The sequence below is a fragment of the Arthrobacter sp. 05L428 genome (genome assembly GCF_056397665.1).
In genome coordinates this window covers 184203-206948 of record NZ_JBFTNW010000001.1, presented here as the reverse complement: position 1 = coordinate 206948, position 22746 = coordinate 184203, and the positions used below count along the sequence as shown (strand labels likewise).

The window sequence follows — 22746 nt, the reverse complement described above, 5'->3', positions numbered from 1 at the left end:
GCCTCTACTCAGCAGGGTATCCAAGGGCGCCGGTTTGAGCTATCGCAAAGCCTAGAACAGCAGGACGGCGTCCCGGACCGGTCAGCCTCAGATCGAGTAGCGCTCGTCCTCGTGGTCGCCCGGGTGGTCCTTGACGAGCCCGGCGGCAAGCGTGTTGCCGTCCTGCGGGTCGATCACCAGGAAGGCCCCGGTCCGCCGGTGGTGCAGATAGTTTTCCAGCGGCAGCGGCGCTGCGAGCCGGAGCTGGGCGTGGCCGATGTCATTGAGCTCCAGCGTGCTGGTGGGCTCAAGCTGGAAGTTGGCGAGGTCCACCTTGCCCGTCACGTTGCGGACCAAGGCCTGGACCGTGCGGGTGCCGTGCTTCACCAAGACCTTCGCGCCCTCGCGGAGCGGCTTGGGCGAGAGCCAGCACAGCGCCGCGTACAGGTCGGCGGAGGAGCCCGGTATTTCGCCCCCGGCGGGCCCCGCGGCCGCGATCGTGTCGCCGCGGGCGACGTCGAACTCGTCCGCGAGCCGGAGCGCTACGGACTGCGGTGCCACGGCCTCGGTAAGTCCGCGGCCCGCAAAGTCGATCCCGGTGACGGTGGTGGTGCGCGGCGCCTGGCCCGGGGTCAGGACACTGACCTGATCCCCCACCTGTACCGAGCCTTCGGTGATTTGTCCGGCGTAGGCCCGGTAGTCACGGTAATTCTCGACGTCGAGTCCGCCGGCGACGGCGTCGGGCGCCAGTGCACCCTGCGGCCGAATGACCAGCTGGACCGGGAAACGGAAGCTCTCCAGGTGGCTTTCGAGTTCGTCGGCGGCGGGCAGCGTCTCGAGGACCTCCAGCAGCGCCGGGCCCCGGTACCAGGGGGTGCGGTCCGAGCGGTCGACGACGTTGTCGCCGTCGAGCGCGGAAACGGGGATGACCAGGAGGTCGGTGATGCCATCGGCGCCGAGCCCCAGTTCGCGGCCGACCTTCTGCACGTCGGCCTCGATCCCGCGGAACACGTCCTCGCTGAAATCCACCAGGTCGATCTTGTTCACGGCCACGACCACGTGGGCCACACGCAGCAGTTGCAGCACGGACAGATGCCGCCGGGTCTGCTCCAGGACACCCTTGCGGGCGTCGATGAGCACGACGACGGCGTCCGCGGTGGACGCGCCCGTGACGGTGTTCTTGGTGTACTGCACGTGCCCGGGGCAGTCCGCGAGGATAAAACTGCGCCGGTCCGTGGCGAAATAGCGGTAGGCGACGTCGATGGTGATGCCCTGTTCCCGCTCGGCCCGCAGGCCGTCGGTCAGCAGCGCCAGGTCAATCGCTTGAACACCGACTGCGCCGGCCCCGCCGAAGCCACGGTCCGCGGAGGTGCGGGCAACGGCGTCGAGCTGGTCGGAAAGGATCGCCTTCGAGTCGTGCAGCAGCCGGCCCACCAGGGTGGACTTGCCGTCGTCGACCGAGCCGGCAGTCGCGAACCTAAACAGTGAAGCGGATGAGAGCCCGAGGCTTGCTGCGGCGGATTCAGGCACAGTTGCGGTGGTGCTCATTAGAAATAGCCGTCCTTCTTGCGGTCTTCCATGGCGGCCTCGGAGATCCGGTCATCGGCCCGAGTGGCCCCACGTTCGGTGATGGTGGAGGCTGCGACTTCAATGACGACGTCGCGAACGGTGGCGGCCGCGGATTCCACGGCGCCGGTGCAGGACATGTCGCCGACGGTCCGGTAGCGGACCGTCTTGGTGATGACTTGCTCATTCTCGCGCGGCCGGGAGACCTCGCCGACCGCGCGCCACATGCCGTCGCGGGCGAAGACCTCGCGCTGGTGGGCGTAGTACAGGCCCGGCAGCTCGATGTTCTCGCGCTCGATGTAGCGCCACACATCCAGTTCGGTCCAGTTGCTGATCGGGAACGCGCGGACGTGCTGGCCCACGGTGTGCCGGCCGTTGTAGAGGTTCCACAGCTCGGGGCGCTGGTTGCGGGGGTCCCACTGGCCGAACTCGTCGCGCAGGCTCAGGATCCGTTCCTTGGCCCGGGCCTTGTCCTCGTCCCGGCGGCCGCCGCCGAAGACGGCGTCGAACTTGTTGCGCTGGATCGCGTCCAGCAACGGCACGGTCTGCAGCGGGTTGCGGGTTCCGTCCGCGCGTTCGGCCAGCTCGCCCGAGTCGATGAACTCCTGGACACTGCCGACGACGAGCCTGAGGCCCAGCCGTTCCACCGTCCGGTCACGGAACGCGATCACCTCCGGGAAGTTATGCCCGGTGTCCACATGCAGCACCGGGAACGGCACCTTCCCGGGCCAAAACGCCTTCGTAGCCAGGTGCAGCATCACCACAGAATCCTTGCCGCCGGAGAAAAGCAGCGCCGGCTTCTCAAACTCGGCAACCACCTCGCGGATGATGTGAATGGCCTCGGACTCGAGCGTGTCCAGGGACGAGAGGCGGGCCGGCGCTGCGACGCCGATTGCCGCCCCCGCCCCTGCGCCGCGCGGCTGATCTTCGATCAGCCCAGCGCGCGGCTCCGACAGGACCGATGCCACTCCCGGGGCGGCAATCGGCGTCTCAGTAGCGTCATGGTCCATCCCGGACAGCTCCAGGTCCTCGTTGGTGATTTGAGTGCTCATACGTGTAGTCCGCATTCTGTCTTGTCGGTTCCTGCCCAGCGTCCGGCGCGGGGGTCCTCGCCGGGCGCCACCTTGCGGGTGCAGGGCTGGCAGCCAATGGACGGGTAGCCCTGGGGAAGCAGCGGGTTGACGGGCAGGAGATTGTCATCGGAGTACTGCACCAGCTGGTCGAAGCTCCAGGCCGCCACCGGGTTGACCTTGACCAGGCCGTTGGCTTCGTCCCAGGTGACCAGCGGGGTGTTGGTGCGGGTGGGGGCCTCGTCGCGGCGGACTCCGGTGAACCAGAGCTCGTAGCCGGCGAGGGTGCGGCGCAACGGCGCCACCTTGCGCAGGGCGCAGCACTGGGCGGGGTCGCGGGCGAAGAGGTCCTTGCCCAGGAGCCGGTCCTGCTGCTCCACGGTGGTCTCCGGCAGCACGTCGACGACGTTGACGCGCAGGCTCGCGGCCACTTCGTCGCGGGTGGCGTGGGTTTCCGGGAAGTGGTAGCCGGTTTCGAGGAACAGTACGTCGACGCCGGGGAGCTGGTCCGCGACCAGCGCCGGGAGGACCGCGTCCGCCATGGAGCAGGCGACGGCGACAGCGGGCAGCTCGAAGTTGCGGGCCACCCAGGCGATGACCTCGCCAGCCGGGGCGTCCCAGCCGAGCTCGGCGGCACCCGTCGTGGCGAGGGCCTTGAGCTCGTCGCGGGAACGGAGGGCCGCCGTCATTGCAGATCACCCTCATCGGCGGCGAAGGCCCACTCGGCGAAGGTCTGGCCCTCGACGTGGTCGGACACGAATTTCCGGACCACACGCTCCACATAGTCGGGCAGCTCTTCGGCTGTGACCTTGAGACCGCGCACCGTGCGTCCCAGACCCGCTTCCTCGCGGCTGTCCGAAGCCAGCCCGCCGCCCAGGTGGACCTGGAAACCCGGGGTGGGGTCGCCGTCGGGCGTGGGAAGCATCATGCCCTTGAGGCCGATGTCCGCGGTCTGGATCCGGGCGCAGGAGTTGGGGCAGCCGTTGATGTGGAGCGACAGGGCCTGCGGAAGCTGTCCGGTTTCGACCAGGTCGGCGAGGCGGCGTTCCAGCTCGGCCACGGCGGTGGCGGCGGTGACCTTGGTTTCCACGATGGCGAGTTTGCAGAACTCGATGCCGGTGCAGGCGATGGTGCCGCGGCGGAACACCGACGGCCGGGCGGAGAGGCCGAGGGCGTCAAGTTCGGCCACGAGCGGTTCCACCTCGTCCTTGGGCACGTCGAGGACCACGAGCTTCTGGTGCGGCGTGGTGCGCAGCCGCTGCGAGCCGCGGGCCTCCAGGGTGTCGGCGAGTCTCACAAGCTGGCTGCCGGAGAGCCGGCCGGCCACCGGGGTGGCGCCAATGAAGAACTTCCCGTCTTTCTGCTCGTGCACACCGACGTGGTCGCCGGGGGTGGCGGGCTTAGGCGCCGCGGGACCGTCGGAGAGTTTGTAGCCGAGGTATTCGTCTTCGAGGACCCGGCGGAACTTCTCCGTCCCCCAGTCGGCCAGCAGGAACTTCAGCCGGGCCTTGGTGCGCATCCGCCGGTACCCGTAGTCGCGGAAGATGCTGGTGACTCCGAGCCAGACGTCGGCGGCCTGGTCCGGCCGGACGAAGGCGCCGAGCCGCTTGCCCAGCATCGGATTGGTGGAGAGGGCGCCGCCCACCCAGAGGTCGTAGCCGGCACCGAGCTCGGGGTGGACCAGTCCCACCAGGGCGACGTCGTTGATCTCATGGACCACGTCCTGGCTGGGGTGGCCGGTGATGGCGGTTTTGAATTTGCGCGGCAGGTTGGCGAGCTCCGGGTCGCCAATGAACCGTTCGGCGAGCTCGTGGATCAGCGGCGTCGGGTCGATGATCTCGTCCTTGGCGATGCCGGCGACCGGGGAGCCAAGGATGACGCGGGGCACGTCACCGCAGGCCTCCGTGGTGGACAGACCCACGGATTCGAGGCGGCGCCAGATTTCCGGCACGTCCTCGACCCGGATCCAGTGCAGCTGGATGTTCTGCCGGTCGGTGAGGTCGGCCGAGCCGCGGGCGAAGTCCACGGAGATCTGGCCGATAACGCGCAGCTGTTCGGTGCTGAGGGCGCCGCCGTCGATCCTGACGCGGAGCATGAAGTACTTGTCCTCGAGCTCGTGCGGCTCGAGCGTGGCGGTCTTGCCGCCGTCGATGCCGGGTTTGCGCTGGGTGTAGAGGCCCCACCAGCGGAAGCGCCCGTGCAGGTCGGTGCCGTCGATCGAGTCGAAGCCGTGCTTGGCGTAGACGGACTCGATACGCTCGCGGACGTTGAGGCCGTTGTCTTCCTGTTTCCAGGTTTCGTTGGCATTCAGTGGGGCGGTGCCGTCCACTTTCCACTGCCCGTGCGGCTTGGCCGCGGGGCGGGCGGGTCGTCTGGCGCGGCCTGCGTCAGCCTGGTCCGGGGACGCTCCGGCTAGAGCTGTATCAGTCATGGATCGACTGTAGGGGTGGCCGCAATGGCGTCACAAAGGGTCAGAAACGCGGGGTCACCTAGGGCAACATTTCGTCATGAAGCGCTGCCGGCGACGGCCGCGTCATAACGCGCCAGAGCAATCTCGGCGAGCACCGGGGAGGGCAGCAGCGGTGCGGTGATCAGGTCGGCACCGGCCTTGGCGAGCTGGTCGTGGAAGAACCCCGGGGCGAGCAGGTAGGAGGCGATGACCACGCGGCCGCCCAGGTCCACCGCTCCGGCGGACAGCCCCGCGCCGGCGCCTCCCGCCGCCTCCTCGCGGAGCATGGCGACGGCGTCCGGCACCGACGGCGTCGCCGAGGCGCCGTATGCGGCCACGATCCGGTTGGAACGGAGCGAGCGCAGTTGGCCCGCGAGTTCCTCGACGTTTTCCGCGGCGGTGGCGTCGGAAGATCCCGCGGCAGCGAGGATCACGGCGTCGTTGTCGGTCACTCCGGCCTCGCGCAGCCGCTGGTCCAGTAGCGCGGCGAGCCGCGGGTCGGGGCCCAGCGGCGCCGCGGCGAGGGTGCCCGGCCGGCTCTTCACGGCCCGGGCGATGTCCACCTTGACGTGGTACCCCACGCTCAGCAGCAGCGGCACGACGACGGCGGTTTCCCCCGCCGGGAGCCCCGCCACCACGGCCGGCAGCTCGGGGTCCTGAACATCGACGTAGGCTTCGCGGACGTCGAGCCCGGGGCGCAGCGCGGCGATCCCGGCCCGCAGGGCATTGACCTCCGCGGCCCCCTGGGTGCTGGAGGTGCCGTGGGCGCAGGCGATCATGATGGGGCTATTCATAGCCGTTAGCGTAACCTTGGAGCCGCCCCATCCGCCCCCTGCAACCGACCGGGACGCTCCATGACCTTCTCCTTTAGCCTCGTTATGGTCTGGCTGGACCTGGCCGGCGTTTTCTTCTTCGCGGTCTCCGGTTCGCTGCTCGCGGCGCGGAAGCAGTTCGACATTGTCGGGTCCCTGCTGCTGGCCTCCGTGGTGAGTCTGGGCGGCGGCGTCATCCGCGACATCATCATCAACGCGGGCCCGCCGGCGGCCTTTACCAACCCGGCGTACCTCGCTCCCCCGCTGCTGGCCACGGTGTTGGTGTATTTCCTGTTCTCCAGTGTCCAGCGCTTCACCTCGCTGCTGGTCCTGTTCGACGCCGGCGGGCTGGCCCTGTTCTGCATCACCGGAAGCCTGAAGGCCCTCGCCGCGGGCATGCACCCGGTGGCGGCGGTGCTCCTGGGGGTCACGACGGCGGTTGGCGGAGGCTTGCTGCGGGACATCACCGCCAACGAAGTGCCGCAGCTCTTCGACCCCAAGGACATCTACGCCCTGCCGGCGTTTGCGGGGGCCGCGTTGACGGTGGCGTTGTCCGTCTCCGGGGTGTTCACCGCGGTGACGGCGAGTGCGGTGGCGGCCGTGGTTTTCGCCTTCCGCGTAACCGCCTGGCGGCGCCACTGGTACGTGCCGCTGGCGGTCCGCGGCTGGCACCGTCTGGGCCTGGACGCGGCCGAAAGTGGACCCCGGGATTAGCTAGGATAAGAGCATGACTGACATGTTCCTCGAGAAGTTCCGCGCGCTTGTTCCGAAGTATCTCGAAGACGAATGGCAGGAAGAGGACGGGCTGCCGGCAGACGAGCTGGATGCGGCCCTGGCCGAGCACCAGTTCCAGGTTCCGCTGGTCCTCCGGGAGTTCTACCTGGCCCTCGGCGGCTGCGAGGACCTGATGGAGGCCTACCACTACTTCTGGGACCCCGAGGAACTTGAGGTCGACGACGAGGGCTTCCTGATGTTCCTCGAGGATGAGGAAGAACAATTCACCTGGGGCTTCCGTGTGGGCGATCTCAGCGTCCCGGACCCGATCGTGTACCGCCGCAACAACGCCCGCGGCCAGTGGAAGAGCGAGGAAGGCACCTTCTCCGAGTTTGTCTTCGACATGTTCGAGTGGGCCTTCAACGAAGAGGACGAGGACTAGAGCCCCCTCCCGGCTGCCCACGCCCCGGGGCGCCGAGTTTCCCCAGGTTTGAGCCGGCCGGCCGGCGTGTTGCGCAGAACCGCCGGTCCATTGCGGCCCTTGCTGACCAAACATGGGGAGATTCAGCGGACGACCCTGCCGCGCAGCACCTGCCGCACTTCCGCGACGATCTTCTCCGGGTTGAAAACGACGTCCTGGTAGCCATACCTCAACACCGCGTACCCGGTAAGGGTGCTGGCGTTGTTGCGCCGACGGTCTTTCTTGACCTGCGCCGGTTCCAAATGCGTGCCGCCATCGATCTCCACAATGAGGAACCCTTCCAGCAGGAAGTCAACGATCCCGATCCCCGGGAGATCGACCTGGGTCTGCGTGAAGATCCCTTCGCTCCGGAACAGGAGCCTGGCTACAACTTCGATCGCGGATCCTGCCGAACCGTCCACCAATTCCAGCGCCGCCCGGGCCGAACCGTTGCGGTTGCCGGGAAGATGCCCTCTGAGATATTCGAGAGTGGTTCGACCCTGCAGGAGGGCGCTTTCCACCATGACCACGGATTCCATGGGCGGCCGACATCGCAGGGCGTGCAGCAGAGTATCCGTCAGCCCAGCCACGGGCCGCGGGAACTCCGGCGGGACCACACTGCCCCGGTGGACAACCACCCCGAAGGCCGAACCATGGCGGCAGAAAAGGTGCAGCTGCGCCGGTTCGTGGAGTCTCCAGATCCTGTGGTGTCCCGCCGCCGAGACACAGGACAGCAAGCCATTAGCCAAGACTGCGGCCACCAGGTCCGGCGCCGCACCCGGCAACGCAACGACACCATGGCGCAACCGCAGTATTTCCCCGGAGGTAAGCAAGTTGCGGATACTCCGTTCCGAGAACCCAGCCTGAAGCAGCGTTCCGGTCCGTGCGACCGAGCCGGCAAATTTCATGTAGGTCGTGACATCCATGCGTCCAGCAGACCTGCCCACACCCACAGCGGGGAGGCTGCCCGGCTGCTATGTGGACAACTGGCGGGCTGCTTCTCCCCAACTTCGGAGACGCCCGACGGCGGGTCGTCGCGACTTGCCGGTAATCCGAGGTCCGCGGCGCCCAAAACCGGGGAGAGTCCCCCGCCCCGGCCACCCAGCAAATCCGTGACAGGCAATTTACAGAATCACTAGACAATATGACACGACTGTCATAAAGTTGTTCATGGGTCACCAAATGCCTCCGGTGAATCTGATGCGAACGGAGAAATGGCCCCGGTTCCGCACAACGGACGACTCGTAACGTTGTGAGGAACCGGGGCCATTCCGGTTTAAGACCCAGGCGGGATACCGCTAGCTGCTGCGGTCCACCACGGCGTGCGCGAAGCTGGTCAGCGAATCCTTTACCACGCCCGCGGGCAGCGGCGCGAGGGCGGCAATGGCCTCGTCGGCCCAGGCCCGCGCCACAACCCAGGACTCGGCGGTGACGGGGTGTTCGCGCAGCCCGGCGACGGCGGCGGCGAGGGCCTCGTCGGAGCTGAGGTCGCCATCGATGAGCTGCAGCAGCTCCACGGCGGACTGGTCGCCGTCGGCCGCGGCCTTGCGCAGCAGCAGGACAGGCAGCGTCGGCACGCCCTCGCGCAGGTCGGTGCCCGGGGACTTGCCGGACTTGACCTTGACGCCGGTGACGTCGATGACGTCGTCGGCGAGCTGGAAGGCGACGCCGACCTTTTCGCCGTACTCCACCAGCAGCGCCTCGTAGGATTCATCCGCTCCCGAGAAGATCGCACCGAGCTGGCCGGAGGCCGCCACCAGCGAACCGGTCTTGTCCGCGATCACCGAGAGGTAGTGCGCCACCGGGTCCTCGTCCGGGCGCGGCCCCACGGTCTCGTGCAACTGGCCCAGGCAGAGCCGCTCGAAGGTGCGGGCCTGGATGCCGAGCGCCCGCGAACCGAGCTCGGAGACCAGGATGGAGGCCCGGGCGAAGATGAGGTCGCCGGTCAGCACGGCAACGGAGTTGCCCCAGACCTCGTGCGCGGTGGGGGCGCCGCGGCGGAACGGGGCGGAGTCCATCACGTCGTCGTGGTACAGGGTGGCCAGGTGCGTCAGTTCGACGACGACGGCGGCCTGCACCACGGCCGGCAGCGAGGCATCACCCAGGTGGGCGCAGAGCAGGGTCAGCAGCGGCCGGATGCGTTTGCCGCCGGCTTCCACGAGGTGGCGCGACGTTGCGTCAGCCAGCGGATCCGAGTTGGCGATGGCCTCGCGCAGTTTCTTCTCCACGCGCGCGAGGTTCGTGGTGATGGCCGGGCCGAGTTCCGGGTCCCCGGCGATGGCCGCAAAACCGGCCGGCAGCTGCAGTCCGGTGGCGATGGCGGTGGTGTTGAGGCTGGGTTCGGAGCCCGGCAGGCCGTGTCCGGCGTGCGTCCAGCTTTGGTCTGCAGAGTTGGTCACGGGTTAACCCTAACTTTTTGTTGCGGAATCCGCGGATTTGAGTCTGGAACGGGCCGGGTATTGGAGGTGGCCGGGACCAGGGCTTCCAGGACCCGGATCATCCGGTCCTCGATCCCCTTGGCCGAGGGGTCGGTCAGGTTGGCCAGCAGCCGGACGACGAACTTCATCAGCACCGGAAGGGGCATGCCCGTCCGGAGCGCCAGTTTCATCACGGCCGGCCTGCCGATCACGGCAGCAAAGGCCCGGCCCAGGGTGAAGTGCGAACCCCACTGATCCCTTACGAAGTCGGCGTAGCCGGCGAGGTGGGCGTCGGCGTCGGCCCCGTTCCAGGCCGCCGAGGCGGAGCGCGCCGCGGTGTCGATGATGAACTCGGCCGCGAAACGGGCCGATTCCATGGCGTAGGAGATGCCCTCGCCGTTGAACGGGGAGACCATGCCGCCGGCGTCGCCCAGCAGCAGCAGGCCCGGCGAATAGTGCGGGGTGCGGTTGAAGCCCATCGGCAGCGCGGCGCCGCGGATCTCGCCCACCTGGTTCTCCGGCGTGAAACCCCAGTCCGCGGGCATCGCGGCGGTCCACTCGCGCAGCACCTGCTTGTAGTCCAGCTTGCCGAATTCCTTGGACGAGTTCAGGATGCCCAGGCCCACGTTGGAGGTGCCGTCGCCGACGCCGAATACCCAGCCGTAGCCGGGCAGCAGCTTGCCGTCGCGGCCCGGAAGCTCCAGCCAGCCTTCCATCCAGTCGTCGTCGTGCCGCGGGCTCGTAAAGTAGGTGCGGACGGCCACACCCAGGGGGCGGTCATCGCGCTTGTGGATGCCGAGCGAGACGGCGGTGCGGGTCGAGTTCCCGTCCGCGGCGAGGACGACGTCCGCATTAAAGTCCCGCGTTTCGCCGGTCTTGCGGCCAGCGTCGTCAAGCAGCGCGGCGCGGACGCCGGTGACCCGGCCGTCCTCGGAGCGCAGCGCCTCGGTGACGCTGTGGCGTTCCAGCACGACGGCGCCGGCCGACTGCGCGTGCCGGGCCAGCTCCTCGTCGAAGCCGAGGCGGGTGCGGATCAGGCCGTACTGCGGGAAGTCGGAGACCTCGGGCCAGGGAAGTTCGATGGTGCGGCCGCCGGCAATGAGCCGCAGGCCCTTGTTCCGCCGCCAGCCCTCGCTTTCGGGGTGCGGCAGGCCAAGCTTCTGGATCTCCCGGACCGCGCGCGGGGTCAGCCCGTCGCCGCAGACCTTTTCCCGCGGAAAGCTTGTCTTCTCCAGCACCGTGACGTCGAGGCCGGCCTGGGCAAGGTAGAACGCGGCGGTGGATCCTGCCGGACCAGCGCCGACGATCAGTACTTTCACGGCAGCTGTCGGCTAACGTTCGGGCCGGGTGATGTTGCGGCGCAGCTTGGCCACGGGGCCGGTGTGGTTGGCAAGCGCGGAGGCGCCCGCAGCGGGTCCGGCAGCCGGGCCCGCGGGCTTCTGGGCGCGGTGGACGGCGACGATGCCGCCGCTGAGGTTGCGGTACGTGACGGACTCCCAGCCGGCTTCCTGCAACCAGGCGGCGAGGTGGTCTTGGTCCGGCCAGGCGCGGATGGATTCGGCAAGGTAGACGTAGGCGTCCGGGTTGGAGGAGACCTTGACGGCGATCGCGGGCAGCGCGCGCATCAGGTACTCGGTGTACATGGTGCGCCAGAGCGGCACCACCGGCTGGGAGAACTCGGCGATGACCAGGCGGCCGCCGGGCTTGGTGACCCGGAGCATCTCGGCAAGGGCCTTCTTGGGCTCGTTGACGTTGCGCAGGCCAAAGGAGATGGTGCTGGCGTCGAAGGTGTTGTCCGCGAACGGCAGGCGGGTGGCGTCACCGGCGATGAAATCGATGTCCGGGCGGCGGCGCTTGCCGACCTTGAGCATGCCGAGGGAGAAATCGCAGGCGATCACGTCGATGCCGGCGTCGGCGTACGGCTCGCTGGACGTGCCGGTTCCGGCGGCCAGGTCCAGCACGCGCTGGCCGGGCTTCACATCCATGGCTTCAACGACGACCCTGCGCCAACGGCGCGTCTGTCCCATGGACAGGACGTCATTGACGACGTCGTATTTGGGGGCGACGTCGTCAAACATCGTGGCTACTTCGTCCGGACGCTTATCCAAGGATGCTCGGTTCACCCCGTTATTGTCTCAAATCTTCGACGCACCCCCTAACCACGGGCCGGGCCGGGGCGCGGCGCGAGGCGGGAGTAGTGTTATCTCATCATGACGAGCGCGTTCCATACCAGAATTATCAGGACCCTGACAGTCCCCCTCGATGCCGATTCGTTCCCCGGGGGGCTGCCGTCGTTTCTGGTCCGTGACGACGTACTCTGCTGGACGCGACGCGAGGCCGGCCTGGTCGGCTTCGGCGAGGTGGCCCGGTTCAGCGCCACCGGCCCCGAGCGGTTCCTCGAGGCGGACATCTGGTGGCGGCACCTGGTCCTCGAGGCGGACATCACCGACGCCGTCGGCTGCCCCGGCACCGGCCCGGTCGCCTTCGGCTCCTTCGCCTTCTCCAAAGTTTCCGAACACGCCTCCCGGCTGATCGTCCCCGAAATCGTGGTGGGCCTGCGCGACGGGAAAGCCTGGCTCACCCAGCTCACGTTCGACGACGGCGAGCTCACCGAGGCGGGCGCCCGCGCCGCCCTGCGGCGCTGGCTCGACGTGGACGGCGCAGCGGCGCCGGGGCAGACGCCGTCGCGGGAAGCCAAGCTCAGCACCGGGTCCCTCACCGAGGCCGACTGGATGGCCGCCGTTGCCGAGGGCGTCGCCGAAATCCGCACCGGGGCGCTGGAGAAGCTGGTCCTGGCGAGGGACATTGTGGCCACCCTGCCCGACGGCGTGGACGCCGCCGAGATCCTGCGCCAGCTCGCGGTCCGGTACCGCGAATGCTGGACCTATGGCGTGGACGGGCTGGTGGGATCCACCCCCGAAATGCTGATCCAGGTCGAGGGCCGCACGGCTCAGGCGCGCGTCCTGGCCGGGACCCTGGACCGGCGCGACGCCGAGGGGATGGCCGGCTCGCCGATGGAGTTTGCCGAGCGCGTGCTGGCCGGGTCCGAGAAGCAGCGGCATGAGCACGACATTGCCATCCAGTCGCTCACCACGCAGCTGGCGCCCTTCTCCGAGGCCATGAATGCGCACAGCGAGCCGTTCATCCTGGAACTGCCGAACGTCTGGCATCTGGCCTCGGACGTGAAGGCCGAACTGACCGAGGTGGAAGGCCATGTGCCCACCTGCCTGGCCCTGATCAACGCCCTGCACCCCACGGCCGCGGTCTGCGGCACCCCCACCACCGTGGCCGGAGCCCTCATCCGCAAACTTGAGCACCTGGACCGCGGCCCGTACGCCGGCCCAGTCGGCTGGCTCGACGCCGCCGGCAACGGCGAGTGGGGCATCGCGCTGCGCGGCGCGGTCATCGAGGGGCCGGACACCGTCCGGCTCTATGCCGGCTGCGGCGTCGTCGAGGGCTCCGTCCCCGAGGCCGAACTGGCAGAGACGTGGGCCAAGTTCCGGCCGATGCTGGAATCCCTCGGCATCAGCAGCTAGCCATCAGCAGCTGGCCCTGGGCCCCGACGGGCCGCTTGGCCCGCTTGGGCCGCCTCGGCGGGGCCGCCCCGGCCCGCGCGCCCCGGCCCGCGCGGGAATCCGTAATCACAGACAACCGCCGGGTGCGGCCCCTTGATATTTGGCGGCAATTAGTTATCCAATAGTGAAACTAAGTTTCCTGTGATGCACATCTCTTATTCGGCGATAGACTACAAGTCGTTTTGGACTCGCATGCCCCTGCAACAAAAGGTAAAGAAATGCTGATCTCCCGTTCCTTCCTGGCCGGCTCCGCGGCCAAGGCGGCTGCCCTCGTGGCCGTCGGCGCCCTTGCCCTGACCGGCTGCAGCTCTTCCGGCGGCTCGACGACCACCGATTCCGGCGTCAAGCTGATTGAATCCGGCAAGCTCACGGTCTGCTCGGACATCCCCTACGAGCCGTTCGAGTTCGTCAAGGACGGCAAGAACGTCGGCTTCGACATGGATCTGGCATCCGAGATCGCCAAGGATCTCAAGGTCGAGCCGAACGTCCTGACCGTGGCCTTCGAGGGCATCCAGTCGGGCCAGGCCTTGAACACCAACCAGTGCGACGTCGCCATCTCGGGCATCTCCATCACCGATGCTCGCAAGACCGTCATGGACTTCTCCACCCCGTACCTCGACGACGACCTCTCGCTGCTCGTGACGAAGGCGTCCGGGCTCAAGACCCTGGCCGACCTCAAGGGTAAGAAAGTCGGCGTCCAGCAGGGCACCACCGGCGAAGAATACGCCAAGTCCAAGGGTCTGGAGACGATCCAGTACGAGAACACCGGCCTGCTGATCCAGGCGATCAAGACCGGCGGCGTGGACGCTGCCATCAACAACCAGTCCGTTCTGGGCTTCGCCGCCAAGGGCGACAACAGCCTGGTCTTCGCAGAGACCTACAAGACCGGCGAGAAGCTGGGCGTCGCGATCAAGAAGGACAACAAGGCCATGACCGAGTCCGTGGACAAGACGCTCAAGCGCCTTGCCGACGACGGCACCATGACCAAGCTCAAGACCACCTGGTTCGGCGAAGCCGCCAAGTAACCCACCCGCCCGGACCGACCACAGCAGGGCGGTTCCGGATCAGTCGTTGGCTCCGGCCGACTCCTGGCCCGGAACCGCCCCGCAACATGTAAAAGGCAATCACATGGCAATGACTGTTCGCCAACGGGCCCGCGTCAGCCGGTCCGTTCAGTACGGACTGCTGGCACTCGCCGTCGTCCTGTTCATCCTCTTCGCCGACTGGGCCTCCATCGGCAAGGCGTTCTTCAACTGGGATTCCGCGGTCAAGCAGTTCCCGGAGATCATCACCCTGGCGCTGAAGAACACGCTGATCTACACCGCCTTGAGCTTTGTGGTGGGTCTCTCCGGCGGCCTGCTGCTGGCGCTGATGAAGCTCTCCTCGGTGGCCGTTTGGCGCTGGATCGCCACGCTGTACATCGAGTTCTTCCGCGGCGTCCCGGCCCTGCTGGTCTTCATTGCCTTCGGCTTCGGCATTCCGACGGCGTTCGGCGTCCGCTTCGACATCTACGTCACCGTGATGCTCGCACTGGGCATGGTCGCCGCGGCGTACATCGCCGAAACCCTGCGGGCCGGGCTGCAGGCCGTGCCGAAGGGGCAGCTCGAGGCCGCCCGCTCGCTGGGCATGCCCCACTGGCGCGCCATGGTTTCGATTGTCATCCCGCAGGCGTTCAAGATCGTCCTGCCGCCGCTGACCAACGAGGTCATCCTGCTCACCAAGGACTCCTCCCTGGTCTACCTCCTGGGCCTGGCAGCGTCGCAGTACGAACTCACCAAGTTCGGCCGCGACGGCATCACGCAGCCCAACGCCGGCCTGACCCCGCTGGTGATCGCCGGCGCCTGCTACCTGATCATCACCGTTCCGCTCGGAATTCTGGCCCGCCGCTTTGAATCCCGCACCGCCAAGACGAAGGGCTAGGACCATGACTGAATCAACGTCATCGGCTGCCGCGAAGCAGATCCAGGCCGCCGGGGTCTCCATCAAGGACCTCCGCAAGTCGTACGGCGCCAACGAGGTCCTGAAGGGCATCGACCTCGAGGTCGCTCCCGGCGAAGTCGTGTGCCTGATCGGGCCTTCGGGCTCCGGCAAGTCCACCCTGCTGCGCTGTGTCAACCTGCTGGAGAAGCCCAACGTGGGCACCATCCACGTCGGCGGATTCGAGTCGACCGACCCGGACGTGGACATCGACAAGATGCGCCGCAAGGTCGGCATGGTGTTCCAGCAGTTCAACCTCTTCCCGCACCTGAGCGCGCTGCAGAACTGCACGATCGCGCAGACCAAGGTGCTCAAGCGCAGCCAGGCCGACGCCTCCGACGTGGCCCGGAAGAACCTGGCCCGCGTGGGCCTGGACCACCTCGCGGACAGGTTCCCGGACCAGCTTTCCGGCGGCCAGCAGCAGCGGGTGGCCATTGCACGGGCGCTGAGCATGGACCCCGAACTGATGCTGTTCGACGAGCCCACCTCGGCCCTGGACCCGGAGACCGTGGGCGATGTGCTCGCCGTCATGCGGAACCTGGCCAAGGAAGGCATGACCATGCTGGTGGTGACCCACGAGATGGGCTTCGCCCGCGAAGTCGCCGACCGGGTGGTCTTCATGGACGGCGGCGTTGTGGTGGAGGAAGGCGCAGCCGAGCAGGTCGTCAGTGCCCCCACCCAGCCGCGCACCAAGGAATTCCTCCGGCGCGTGCTCGACCCGACGCACATCGACATCGCGGAGTAAAGCGGCGGAATCCGCTGGGCGACGCGCAAAAGCCCCTGCGCTACCGGAATTCGGTAGCGCAGGGGCTTTTGCGCGTCGTGGAATGGTTTGCGCATCACCTTCAGCATGCGGAGCGCGCACGACGGCGGGGCACGCCGGCGGCTGCCAGCTTTCGTTCCAGCCGGGCTGGCTCCATCAGGTCCGACCAGACCCACCGGACCACGCCGTTTCCCTGTGCCCGGATCCGGTTCTCCCTGTCTTTCTCGGCGACGACGGCCTGCGACGGGGTCCGGCCCAACAGAAACTCGGGCTTGACGTACTTCTCGACGCCGTCGAACTCGCCGGCAACCCGGACTCCGCCCCAGAAGTAGTCCGCGTAGCCCACGAGGCCCGCACCATCGCGAATCGCATACTGGAGTTCCGGCGCCTGGAACCCGGCTATCCGCATGAGCGCCCGGCTATATGATTCGCCTGCGGATCCGGATCTCGGATCCGCAAAATCCAGTGCCGTCAGGATCCGCCGCCGTGCCGCGGCCGAGTAATTTCCCTCGATTCCGGCCGAAAGCTGCTCCTTCGTCAAGGCTGGCAGGCGCTGCTCGACCTCAGGCCTAAGCACGTGGTCAAGCGGCACCACTGCCTCGGCAAACGGTGTAAAGGCGGCAATGTCCAGCACTGTGCGCACCCTTCCGGTCACCAATAGCCCGTCCCGTTCGACGTACTCCAATCCGGCCGGCGGCGCATAGTGCCGCAGCACGCCGGCCCGGGAGCGGCCGCCGTCGTTCTGCAGGGTTAAGGCGTGAACGGGGTGCCGGAGTCCAATAGTCGGAATCCTCCATACTGAAGCGGCGGAATGCCGGGCAAAGATCGTCGGCGCAATAAACGTCTCCGCGGCCGCACTGACCCGGACCCGGTATTGGTCCCAGGGACTCAACGCCCGCCAGGCACCCCCATCAACGTAGACGCCCTGGCGCACCCGGACCAACGCACCCGACCGGCAGCGGCTAGCCAACTCCTTGGGAGCCATTCCCCGCTGGATGTGATCGCGGGTGAGGATCAGCCTGGGCAATTCATTCATGGATCGACGGTCCCAGTCCTGCGGCGGCCGCACCATCCCGCGGCGCCAGCATGTGGACAACACGACGCGCTTCTCGTTCCGCGCTGCGCAAAGCAACTGGCGCTGCTGGTATTCGGGCCTCGCAAGGTATTTCGCGCGTCGCCATGCTCGGTGCGCGTCGCCAGGCTCGGGGCGCCGCGCCGGGCCGACGGCGAGTCGTAGCGAAAACCGGGTGCTACCGGCCCAGGACCCCGGCCACGGCGGCGGAGACGGCAGTGCGGATGCGCCCGTGCAGCTCGCGGAGGCCGTGGCGGTCCGTCCGCACTTCGATGATGCTGCGGCCCACCACGGGCTCCCCGAGTGCCGCCGCAAGGTCCGCCGTCGTACTGACCGCGCGGTGCGCGACCCCGTACGCGGCGGCGAGGGCGGCAAGGTCAACCGTGTGCGGGGTGCCAAAAAGGCGCTCGACGGCGGTGCCGTAGCGCCCGGTCCGTTCGACGGCGCCGTGCTCCAGGAGCCCGAAGATGGCCCCGCCGGCGTCGTTCAGGACCACGATCCGCAGCGCCGGCACGGTCTCCCCCGCGCCCAGCAGCAGCCCGCCGGCGTCGTGCAGGAAGGTCACATCGCCCAGCAGCACGGTGGTTTCCTGCCGGCCGCCGACGGCGATGCCGGTGGCTGTGGCGAGGGTGCCGTCAATCCCGGCCAGGCCCCGGTTGGCGAACACCGTGGCCTGGGGCTCCTGGGGCGGGGCGCCTGCGAGGTCGACGTCGCGGATCCCGTTGGAGGAGCCCAGCACGAGCTGCCCGCGGACGTGTTCCCAGACCAGGGCGCCGACCGCCGGGCCGGTGGCGGCGGGACCGGTGAGCACCAGGTCCAGGGTGTGCTGGGCGGCGGCGCCGGCCAGCAGCCAGGCATCGAGCCAGGACGCCGGGCCCCGGCCGGCGAAGTCGGCCAGGTCGGCGAGGGTCTCCAGCGGCAGTTCGGTGCGGCGGCCGGGCTCGTACCAGGCCACCGGAACGGGCTGGTAGAGGGCGGACGGGACGTCGGCGCGGGCGAGCAGGGCCGACACCGGCCGGGACAGCGTGGGGCGCCCGAACAGTACAACCCGTTCGATCGGCTGGGCGGACTCCGGGCCGAAGTGCTCCAGCAGCAGCCGGTAGGGGCCCACCGCGTTCGGACCAAACCTGGCGTTGGAGGAGGGCTCGGCGAGCAGCGGCAGGCCATGGGCGCGGGCGAACGCCTCGGCGACCGGGCCGGCGTCGTGCCCGGCCAGGACCACGGTGCGCCGCTCGGGCAGCGCCGCGGACGCGGCCGGGAAATCCAGGGCGAGCGGATGCCGCGCGGCCTGGTGGATCCTGCGGCCGGACGCTTCCCCCAGGCCGTCGCCGGCGGCCGGGACCAGCGGGTCACGGAACGCCAGGTTCAGCTGCACCGGCCCGGGCGGGATGTCCTCGAAGGCTCCGGTGGCGGCGCTCAGCGCGGTCTCGACGGCGCGGAGCGGATTGTCGCCCGCGGGCACGTCGGCGGCGAAGCGCACATGCTCGCCGAAGAGGTCCGGCTGGACGGTGGTCTGGTTGGCCCCGGTGCCGCGGAGTTCCTCGGGCCGGTCGGCGGAAAGGACCACCAGGGGCACGGCGGCGTGGTTGGCCTCCATCACGGCCGGCAGCAGGTTCCCGACCGCCGTGCCGGAGGTGGTCAGCACGGCCGCGGGGGCGCCGGTGGACAGGGCCAGGCCCAACGCGGTGAAGCCTGCGTCGCGTTCGTCGATCCGGACCAGCAGCTCCACCCGGCCGGCGGCATCGGCCTCTGCCAGGGCATAGGCCATCGGCGCCGACCGGGACCCCGGGGCCACCACGACGTAGCGCACCCCCGAGCCGATCAGGGCCGCGACGGCCACCCGTGCGGCCTCGACCGCCCCCAGCCCGCCGCCCGCAGGCACGGCCGGTTCCCCGGCCGGGCTCACATGTTCTCCGGCGTCTCGATGCCCAGCAGCTCCAGGCCGCTGGAGAGCCGCCGCAGGACCAGTCCGCACAGGGCCAGCCGCGATTCCCGGACCGTTTCGTCGGCCTTGAGCACGGGGCATTGGTCGTAGAAAGAGGTGAAAAGCTGCGCGAGCTCGAAGAGGTAGGCGCACAGCCGGTGCGGTTCGAGCAGTTCGCCGACTTTCTGCAGCGTCGCGTCGTATTCGAGCAGGTGCAGGGCCAGGGCGCGTTCGGCGGGTTCGACGACGGCGATCGCCGCCGCGGGCGCTGCGGACGCGGCGGCGGCGCCGTCGAGGTGCTGGTCCAGGGCCCCGGCCTTGCGCAGGATCGAGCGGATCCGGGCGGCCGCGTACTGGACGTACGGGCCGGTGTTTCCGGTCAGCGCGAGCATCCGGTCGAAGTCAAAAACGTACTCGGTGTCGTGCCCGGTGGAGAGGTCGGCGTACTTGACGGCGCCGATGCCCACCTGCCGCGCCGTGACCGCCCGTTCGGCGTCGCTGAGCTCGGGCCGGCTGGCGTCGATGACGGCGCGGGCCCGGTCCACGGCCTCCTGCAGCAGCGCCATCAGCTTGACCGGGTTGCCGGCGCGGGACTTGAGGATTTTGCCGTCCTCGCCGAGCACGTTGCCGATCTGGACGTGGGTGGCTTCGACCGTGTCCGGCAGCCAGCCGGCGTCGCGCGCGGTGGCCATAACCATCCGCAGGTGGACGTTCTGCGGCGCGCCCACGACGTACAGCACCCGGTCCGCCTCCAGTTCGCGGACCCGGTACCGGATCGTGGCGAGGTCGGTGGTGCCATAGCCGTAGCCGCCGTCGGACTTGCGGATGATGAGCGGCAGCGGATCGCCGTCCCGCCCGGTGAAGCCGGCCGGGAAGGTGCAGAGCGCGCCCTCGCTGATCCGGGCGATGCCGCGCTCCTCGAGTTCCTGGCACAGCTGTGCCAGGTGCGCGTCGTAGGAGCTTTCGCCGGCAATGTGGTCGTCGGTGAGGCTGATGCCGAGCATCGCGTAGATCGCGTTGAAGTAGCGCTTCGACTGGGCCACGAGCCGTTGCCAGACCGCGAACGTCTCAGGGTCCCCGCCTTGCAGTGCCACCACGCGGAGCCGGGCGCGGGTGGCGAAGCCGTCCGGGTCCGTGGCGGAGGCGTCGAACTTCGCCCGCGCGGCCTGGTAGAAGGCGCTCGGGTCATCGACCAGCAGGGCGGCCTCGGGCGAGTCCTCGCCCACCTCGAGCCAGTGCTCGATCAGCATGCCGAAGGGGGTGCCCCAGTCGCCGATATGGTTCTGCCGGATCACGGTGTGCCCCAGCGCCTCGAGCACGCGCACGATGCTGTCCCCCACCACGGTGGTGCGCAGGTGCCCGACGTGCATTTCCTTGGCCACGTTCGGGGAGGAATAGTCGACGACGACGCGGTGCAGTGGCGCGGGCTGCGCACCCCCGCCGGTGGGGGCCGGAGCGTTGAGCAGCTCCTCGATCCAGGTGCCGTCGAAGGTGAGGTTGATGAAGCCTGGCCCGGAGATCTCCACCAGGCTGCAGACGCCGTCGAGGTCCAGGGCCTCCACGATCCTCGCCGCGGCGTCGCGGGGCGGCAGGCCGACTTTCTTGGCAAGGGCCATGGCGGCGTTGATCTGGATGTCCGCGAACTGCGAGGGCCGGATCACCGGGTCCGTCTGGCGGAACTCCTCGCCGAACGCGTGGGCAATAGCTGCCTGGACTCTGGGGACAACCATTTCGGCCGGATTATTCACACTGTTCAAATTATCAGTTCCCGCCATGCCCGGACGCTCCCGCAGAAGCAACGCGGGGTCACTTCGCGCCCATCAGGCCCCCCGGAATGGGCGCGAAGTGACCCCGCGTTACTTTGAGGGGCTAGTCGTCGGCCCGGAAGACCTGGACGACTGAGGGACGCGGGATCCGGGCCTGGCCGGGCTTCGGCGTCGCACCGGCGGCGACGTAGTCCGGGAAGCGGGAGTTCTGCGCCTCAAAGCTGCCGTCCTCGCCCGGGTGCTGCACGGCGACGAAGACGTGCCGTTCCTCATCGTGGATGATGGGTCCGCAGGTCTCGGCGTCGCGCGGCACGGCAAGGAACTGCTCCACGCGGCCGCGCTCCGCACCGGCCAGGGTGACCTTGAAGAGACCGTCGGCGTAGCCGGTGGTCGAGGGCGCGCCGTCGGTGGAAATCCACAGGTTGCCGACCGAGTCGAAGGCCAGGTTGTCCGGGCAGGAGATCGGCGAGACCTGGCTGGCCGGGAAGCCGGCGAAGTACGCGGACGTGTTCTTGGCCGGATCGCCGCAGACCATCAGCAGGTTCCAGTTGAACTTCGTGGACGTCTGGTCGCCGGTCTCGGTGATTTCCACGATGTGGCCGTCACGGTTCAAGGTGCGCGGGTTGACCTCGGTGGCGCCCTCCTTGCCGGTCTTGCCGCGGTCCGTGTTGTTGGTGCACGCGACGTAGACCTTGCCGGTATGCAGGCTCGGCTGGACGTCCTCGCAGCGGTCCATCTTGGTGGGGCCGACCTTGTCCGCGGCGAGGCGGGTGTAGACCAGGACTTCCTCGACCGACATCCCGGACACCGTGGACTTGCCGCCCACCACCAGCGGGAGCCATTCCCCGGCACCGTCGAAGGCGCCGTCCGCGGGCAGCTTGCCGGAGCCGTCGATCTCGGCCGCCGGGGAGTCGCCGCTGAATTTGGCGACGAAGAGGTCGCCCTCGGAGAGCAGGGCCATGTTGTGCCGGCGGTCGGCCGCGGTCGTCCCGGGACGGTACTTGTCCCTGGAGACGAACTTGTAGAGGTAGTCGAAGCGCTCGTCGTCGCCCATGTAGGCGACGACGTGCCCGGAGGCGGCCACGATCACGTTGGCGCCTTCGTGCTTGAAGCGGCCCATCGCGGAGTGCTTCTTCGGCGTCGACGTCGGGTCCTGCGGGTCCACCTCCACGATCCAGCCGAAGCGGTTGCTTTCGTTGGCGTAGCCGGGGTTGCGGGTATCAAAGCGGGGGTCATCGAGCTCCCACTGGCGGGCCGTGGGCTTGCTGGTCAGGCCGTAGCGCTTGTCCGCGGCGGACGTTCCGGCGGAGACGAAGTAGCCGTTGAAGTTCTCCTCGCCGGAGAGGATGGTGCCCCACGGAGTGGTGCCGCCGGAGCAGTTGCCCAGGGTGCCCTTGATGGTCCGCCCGCCCGGGTCGGCAACGGTGGTGACGAGCGCGGTGCCGGCAGCGGGGCCGGTGAGTTCGTAGCTGGTGTCACTCAGGAAACGGCGGTTCAGCGGGGCGCCCTGGACGTAGCGCCACGGCTGGTTCTTGTTCTTGCGCTCCAGTTCGACGACGGTGAGGCCGTGGGCGGCGCGCCCGATGGCCCGGGTCTCGGCGGCGTCGAAGCCGGCCGGGAGCATGATGCTCTCGTTGGTGTACTCGTGGTTGGTGAAAAGCACGGCACGGCGGCCCTTGGCGTCGAGCGGCAGGATGTCCGTGTAGTCGTTGTTGTAGCCGAACTGGCGGACCTGCGCGGCGGCGCTCTGGCGGTCCACGTCGAAGGCGGGCGAGTCGTTAAAGAGCGGGTCGCCCCAGCGGATGATCGGCTGCCAGCTGAAGCCTGCCGGCACCGTGAACGCGTCGACGGCGGCGTCCACCGGGGCAATGGCGGTGAACTGCAGCTTGGACTTGCCGAAGCCGGACTTGGCGGCCGCGGCCAGGCCGGGGCCACCGGCGGCGGCCGGTTCCGCAGAGGTCACGGCGTTGCCGAAGACGACGGCGAGCGCGCCGGCGGCGCCGAAGCCGAGGGCGGCGCGGCGGGACATCGTGGCGGAGGCAATGTCGCGGAAGTAGCCGTTCGAGCTGCTGTTGCAGACCTCGCCGGAGCAGGCGTTGTCGCACTTGAGTGCACAGGTCACGGGGCTGCGCTTGCCCTTGGTGTGGCCCAGCATGGGCAGCAGGGAGAACTTGCGTCCGGAGGAGACAGACATGGGTGGGA

The 22746-nt window shown here is 68.6% G+C and carries 19 protein-coding genes and 1 pseudogene; 6 read left to right on the top strand and 14 right to left on the bottom strand.

All coding sequences use genetic code 11. From position 1 onward, the window contains the following. Positions 1 to 87: 87 nt before the first annotated feature. The 5 genes from AC1DH3_RS01000 to AC1DH3_RS00980 form a co-directional block, all read right to left on the bottom strand. The gene (locus AC1DH3_RS01000) at positions 88 to 1527 is read right to left on the bottom strand and encodes a sulfate adenylyltransferase subunit 1 (RefSeq protein ID WP_476908417.1); all 1440 of its coding nucleotides are present in this window, start codon (positions 1525 to 1527) and stop codon (positions 88 to 90) included. Continuing rightward, on the bottom strand, positions 1527 to 2597 hold the full coding sequence (gene cysD / locus AC1DH3_RS00995; protein ID WP_476908416.1) for a sulfate adenylyltransferase subunit CysD: 1071 nt from the start codon (positions 2595 to 2597) through the stop codon (positions 1527 to 1529). The genes AC1DH3_RS01000 and cysD overlap by 1 nt, the downstream gene beginning before the upstream one ends. Continuing rightward, positions 2594 to 3304: a phosphoadenylyl-sulfate reductase gene (locus AC1DH3_RS00990; protein WP_476908415.1), complete on the bottom strand. Its 711-nt coding sequence runs from the start codon at positions 3302 to 3304 to the stop codon at positions 2594 to 2596. The genes cysD and AC1DH3_RS00990 overlap by 4 nt, the downstream gene beginning before the upstream one ends. Next, positions 3301 to 5046: a nitrite/sulfite reductase gene (locus AC1DH3_RS00985; RefSeq protein ID WP_476908414.1), complete on the bottom strand. Its 1746-nt coding sequence runs from the start codon at positions 5044 to 5046 to the stop codon at positions 3301 to 3303. The genes AC1DH3_RS00990 and AC1DH3_RS00985 overlap by 4 nt, the downstream gene beginning before the upstream one ends. A 74-nt stretch (positions 5047 to 5120) precedes the next feature. Beyond that, entirely contained in the window at positions 5121 to 5858 is a 738-nt protein-coding gene (locus tag AC1DH3_RS00980; RefSeq protein ID WP_476908413.1) for a sirohydrochlorin chelatase, read from the bottom strand. Positions 5859 to 5918: 60 nt separating this feature from the next. Here AC1DH3_RS00980 and AC1DH3_RS00975 point away from each other — a divergent pair, with 60 nt between their 5' ends. Next, positions 5919 to 6590, top strand: a complete 672-nt coding sequence (locus AC1DH3_RS00975; RefSeq protein WP_441416910.1) for a trimeric intracellular cation channel family protein — start codon at positions 5919 to 5921, stop codon at positions 6588 to 6590. A gap of 13 nt (positions 6591 to 6603) precedes the next feature. Next, positions 6604 to 7032, top strand: a complete 429-nt coding sequence (locus AC1DH3_RS00970; RefSeq protein WP_175321387.1) for a hypothetical protein — start codon at positions 6604 to 6606, stop codon at positions 7030 to 7032. A gap of 122 nt (positions 7033 to 7154) precedes the next feature. Here the strand turns inward: AC1DH3_RS00970 and AC1DH3_RS00965 are convergent, their stop codons facing one another. The 5 genes and pseudogenes from AC1DH3_RS00965 to AC1DH3_RS00945 all read right to left on the bottom strand — a co-directional run bounded on the left by AC1DH3_RS00965 (position 7155) and on the right by AC1DH3_RS00945 (position 11590). Continuing rightward, the gene (locus tag AC1DH3_RS00965; protein WP_476908834.1) at positions 7155 to 7589 is read right to left on the bottom strand and encodes an endonuclease domain-containing protein; all 435 of its coding nucleotides are present in this window, start codon (positions 7587 to 7589) and stop codon (positions 7155 to 7157) included. A 252-nt stretch (positions 7590 to 7841) separates the two neighbouring features. Then, a pseudogene (locus AC1DH3_RS00960) lies at positions 7842 to 7958 on the bottom strand (type IV toxin-antitoxin system AbiEi family antitoxin domain-containing protein); the annotation flags it as partial. A gap of 390 nt (positions 7959 to 8348) precedes the next feature. Further along, on the bottom strand, positions 8349 to 9449 hold the full coding sequence (locus tag AC1DH3_RS00955) for a polyprenyl synthetase family protein (RefSeq protein ID WP_441416909.1): 1101 nt from the start codon (positions 9447 to 9449) through the stop codon (positions 8349 to 8351). Then, positions 9446 to 10786 (bottom strand): geranylgeranyl reductase family protein, encoded by a 1341-nt coding sequence (locus AC1DH3_RS00950; RefSeq protein WP_476908412.1) that lies wholly within the window; start codon positions 10784 to 10786, stop codon positions 9446 to 9448. Before AC1DH3_RS00950 ends, AC1DH3_RS00955 begins: the two co-directional genes overlap by 4 nt. Before the next feature lie 12 nt (positions 10787 to 10798). After that, complete coding sequence (locus tag AC1DH3_RS00945; protein ID WP_476908411.1) at positions 10799 to 11590, bottom strand: demethylmenaquinone methyltransferase; 792 nt, start codon at positions 11588 to 11590, stop codon at positions 10799 to 10801. Positions 11591 to 11677: 87 nt separating this feature from the next. On the opposite strand from AC1DH3_RS00945, the gene AC1DH3_RS00940 reads away from it, so the two are divergent. The 4 genes from AC1DH3_RS00940 (at position 11678) to AC1DH3_RS00925 (ending at position 15764) form a co-directional block, all read left to right on the top strand. After that, positions 11678 to 13003, top strand: a complete 1326-nt coding sequence (locus AC1DH3_RS00940; protein WP_441416906.1) for an isochorismate synthase — start codon at positions 11678 to 11680, stop codon at positions 13001 to 13003. A 257-nt stretch (positions 13004 to 13260) separates the two neighbouring features. Beyond that, complete coding sequence (locus AC1DH3_RS00935) at positions 13261 to 14067, top strand: ABC transporter substrate-binding protein (RefSeq protein ID WP_441416905.1); 807 nt, start codon at positions 13261 to 13263, stop codon at positions 14065 to 14067. Positions 14068 to 14170: 103 nt separating this feature from the next. After that, positions 14171 to 14962, top strand: coding sequence for an amino acid ABC transporter permease (locus AC1DH3_RS00930; RefSeq protein WP_056737689.1), 792 nt, complete (start codon positions 14171 to 14173; stop codon positions 14960 to 14962). Between the two features lie 4 nt (positions 14963 to 14966). Further along, positions 14967 to 15764, top strand: coding sequence for an amino acid ABC transporter ATP-binding protein (locus tag AC1DH3_RS00925; protein WP_175321393.1), 798 nt, complete (start codon positions 14967 to 14969; stop codon positions 15762 to 15764). A 100-nt stretch (positions 15765 to 15864) separates the two neighbouring features. Here the strand turns inward: AC1DH3_RS00925 and AC1DH3_RS00920 are convergent, their stop codons facing one another. From AC1DH3_RS00920 to AC1DH3_RS00905, 4 genes are all read right to left on the bottom strand, one after another. Further along, positions 15865 to 16818, bottom strand: a complete 954-nt coding sequence (locus AC1DH3_RS00920) for a hypothetical protein (protein WP_476908833.1) — start codon at positions 16816 to 16818, stop codon at positions 15865 to 15867. 214 nt (positions 16819 to 17032) lie between these two features. Then, on the bottom strand, positions 17033 to 18736 hold the full coding sequence (gene menD, locus AC1DH3_RS00915; protein WP_476892044.1) for a 2-succinyl-5-enolpyruvyl-6-hydroxy-3-cyclohexene-1-carboxylic-acid synthase: 1704 nt from the start codon (positions 18734 to 18736) through the stop codon (positions 17033 to 17035). A gap of 20 nt (positions 18737 to 18756) precedes the next feature. Then, positions 18757 to 20508 (bottom strand): arginine--tRNA ligase, encoded by a 1752-nt coding sequence (gene argS / locus AC1DH3_RS00910; protein ID WP_476892043.1) that lies wholly within the window; start codon positions 20506 to 20508, stop codon positions 18757 to 18759. A gap of 139 nt (positions 20509 to 20647) precedes the next feature. Then, positions 20648 to 22738, bottom strand: a complete 2091-nt coding sequence (locus tag AC1DH3_RS00905; protein WP_476892042.1) for a PhoX family protein — start codon at positions 22736 to 22738, stop codon at positions 20648 to 20650. Between the last annotated feature and the right edge of the window lie 8 nt (positions 22739 to 22746).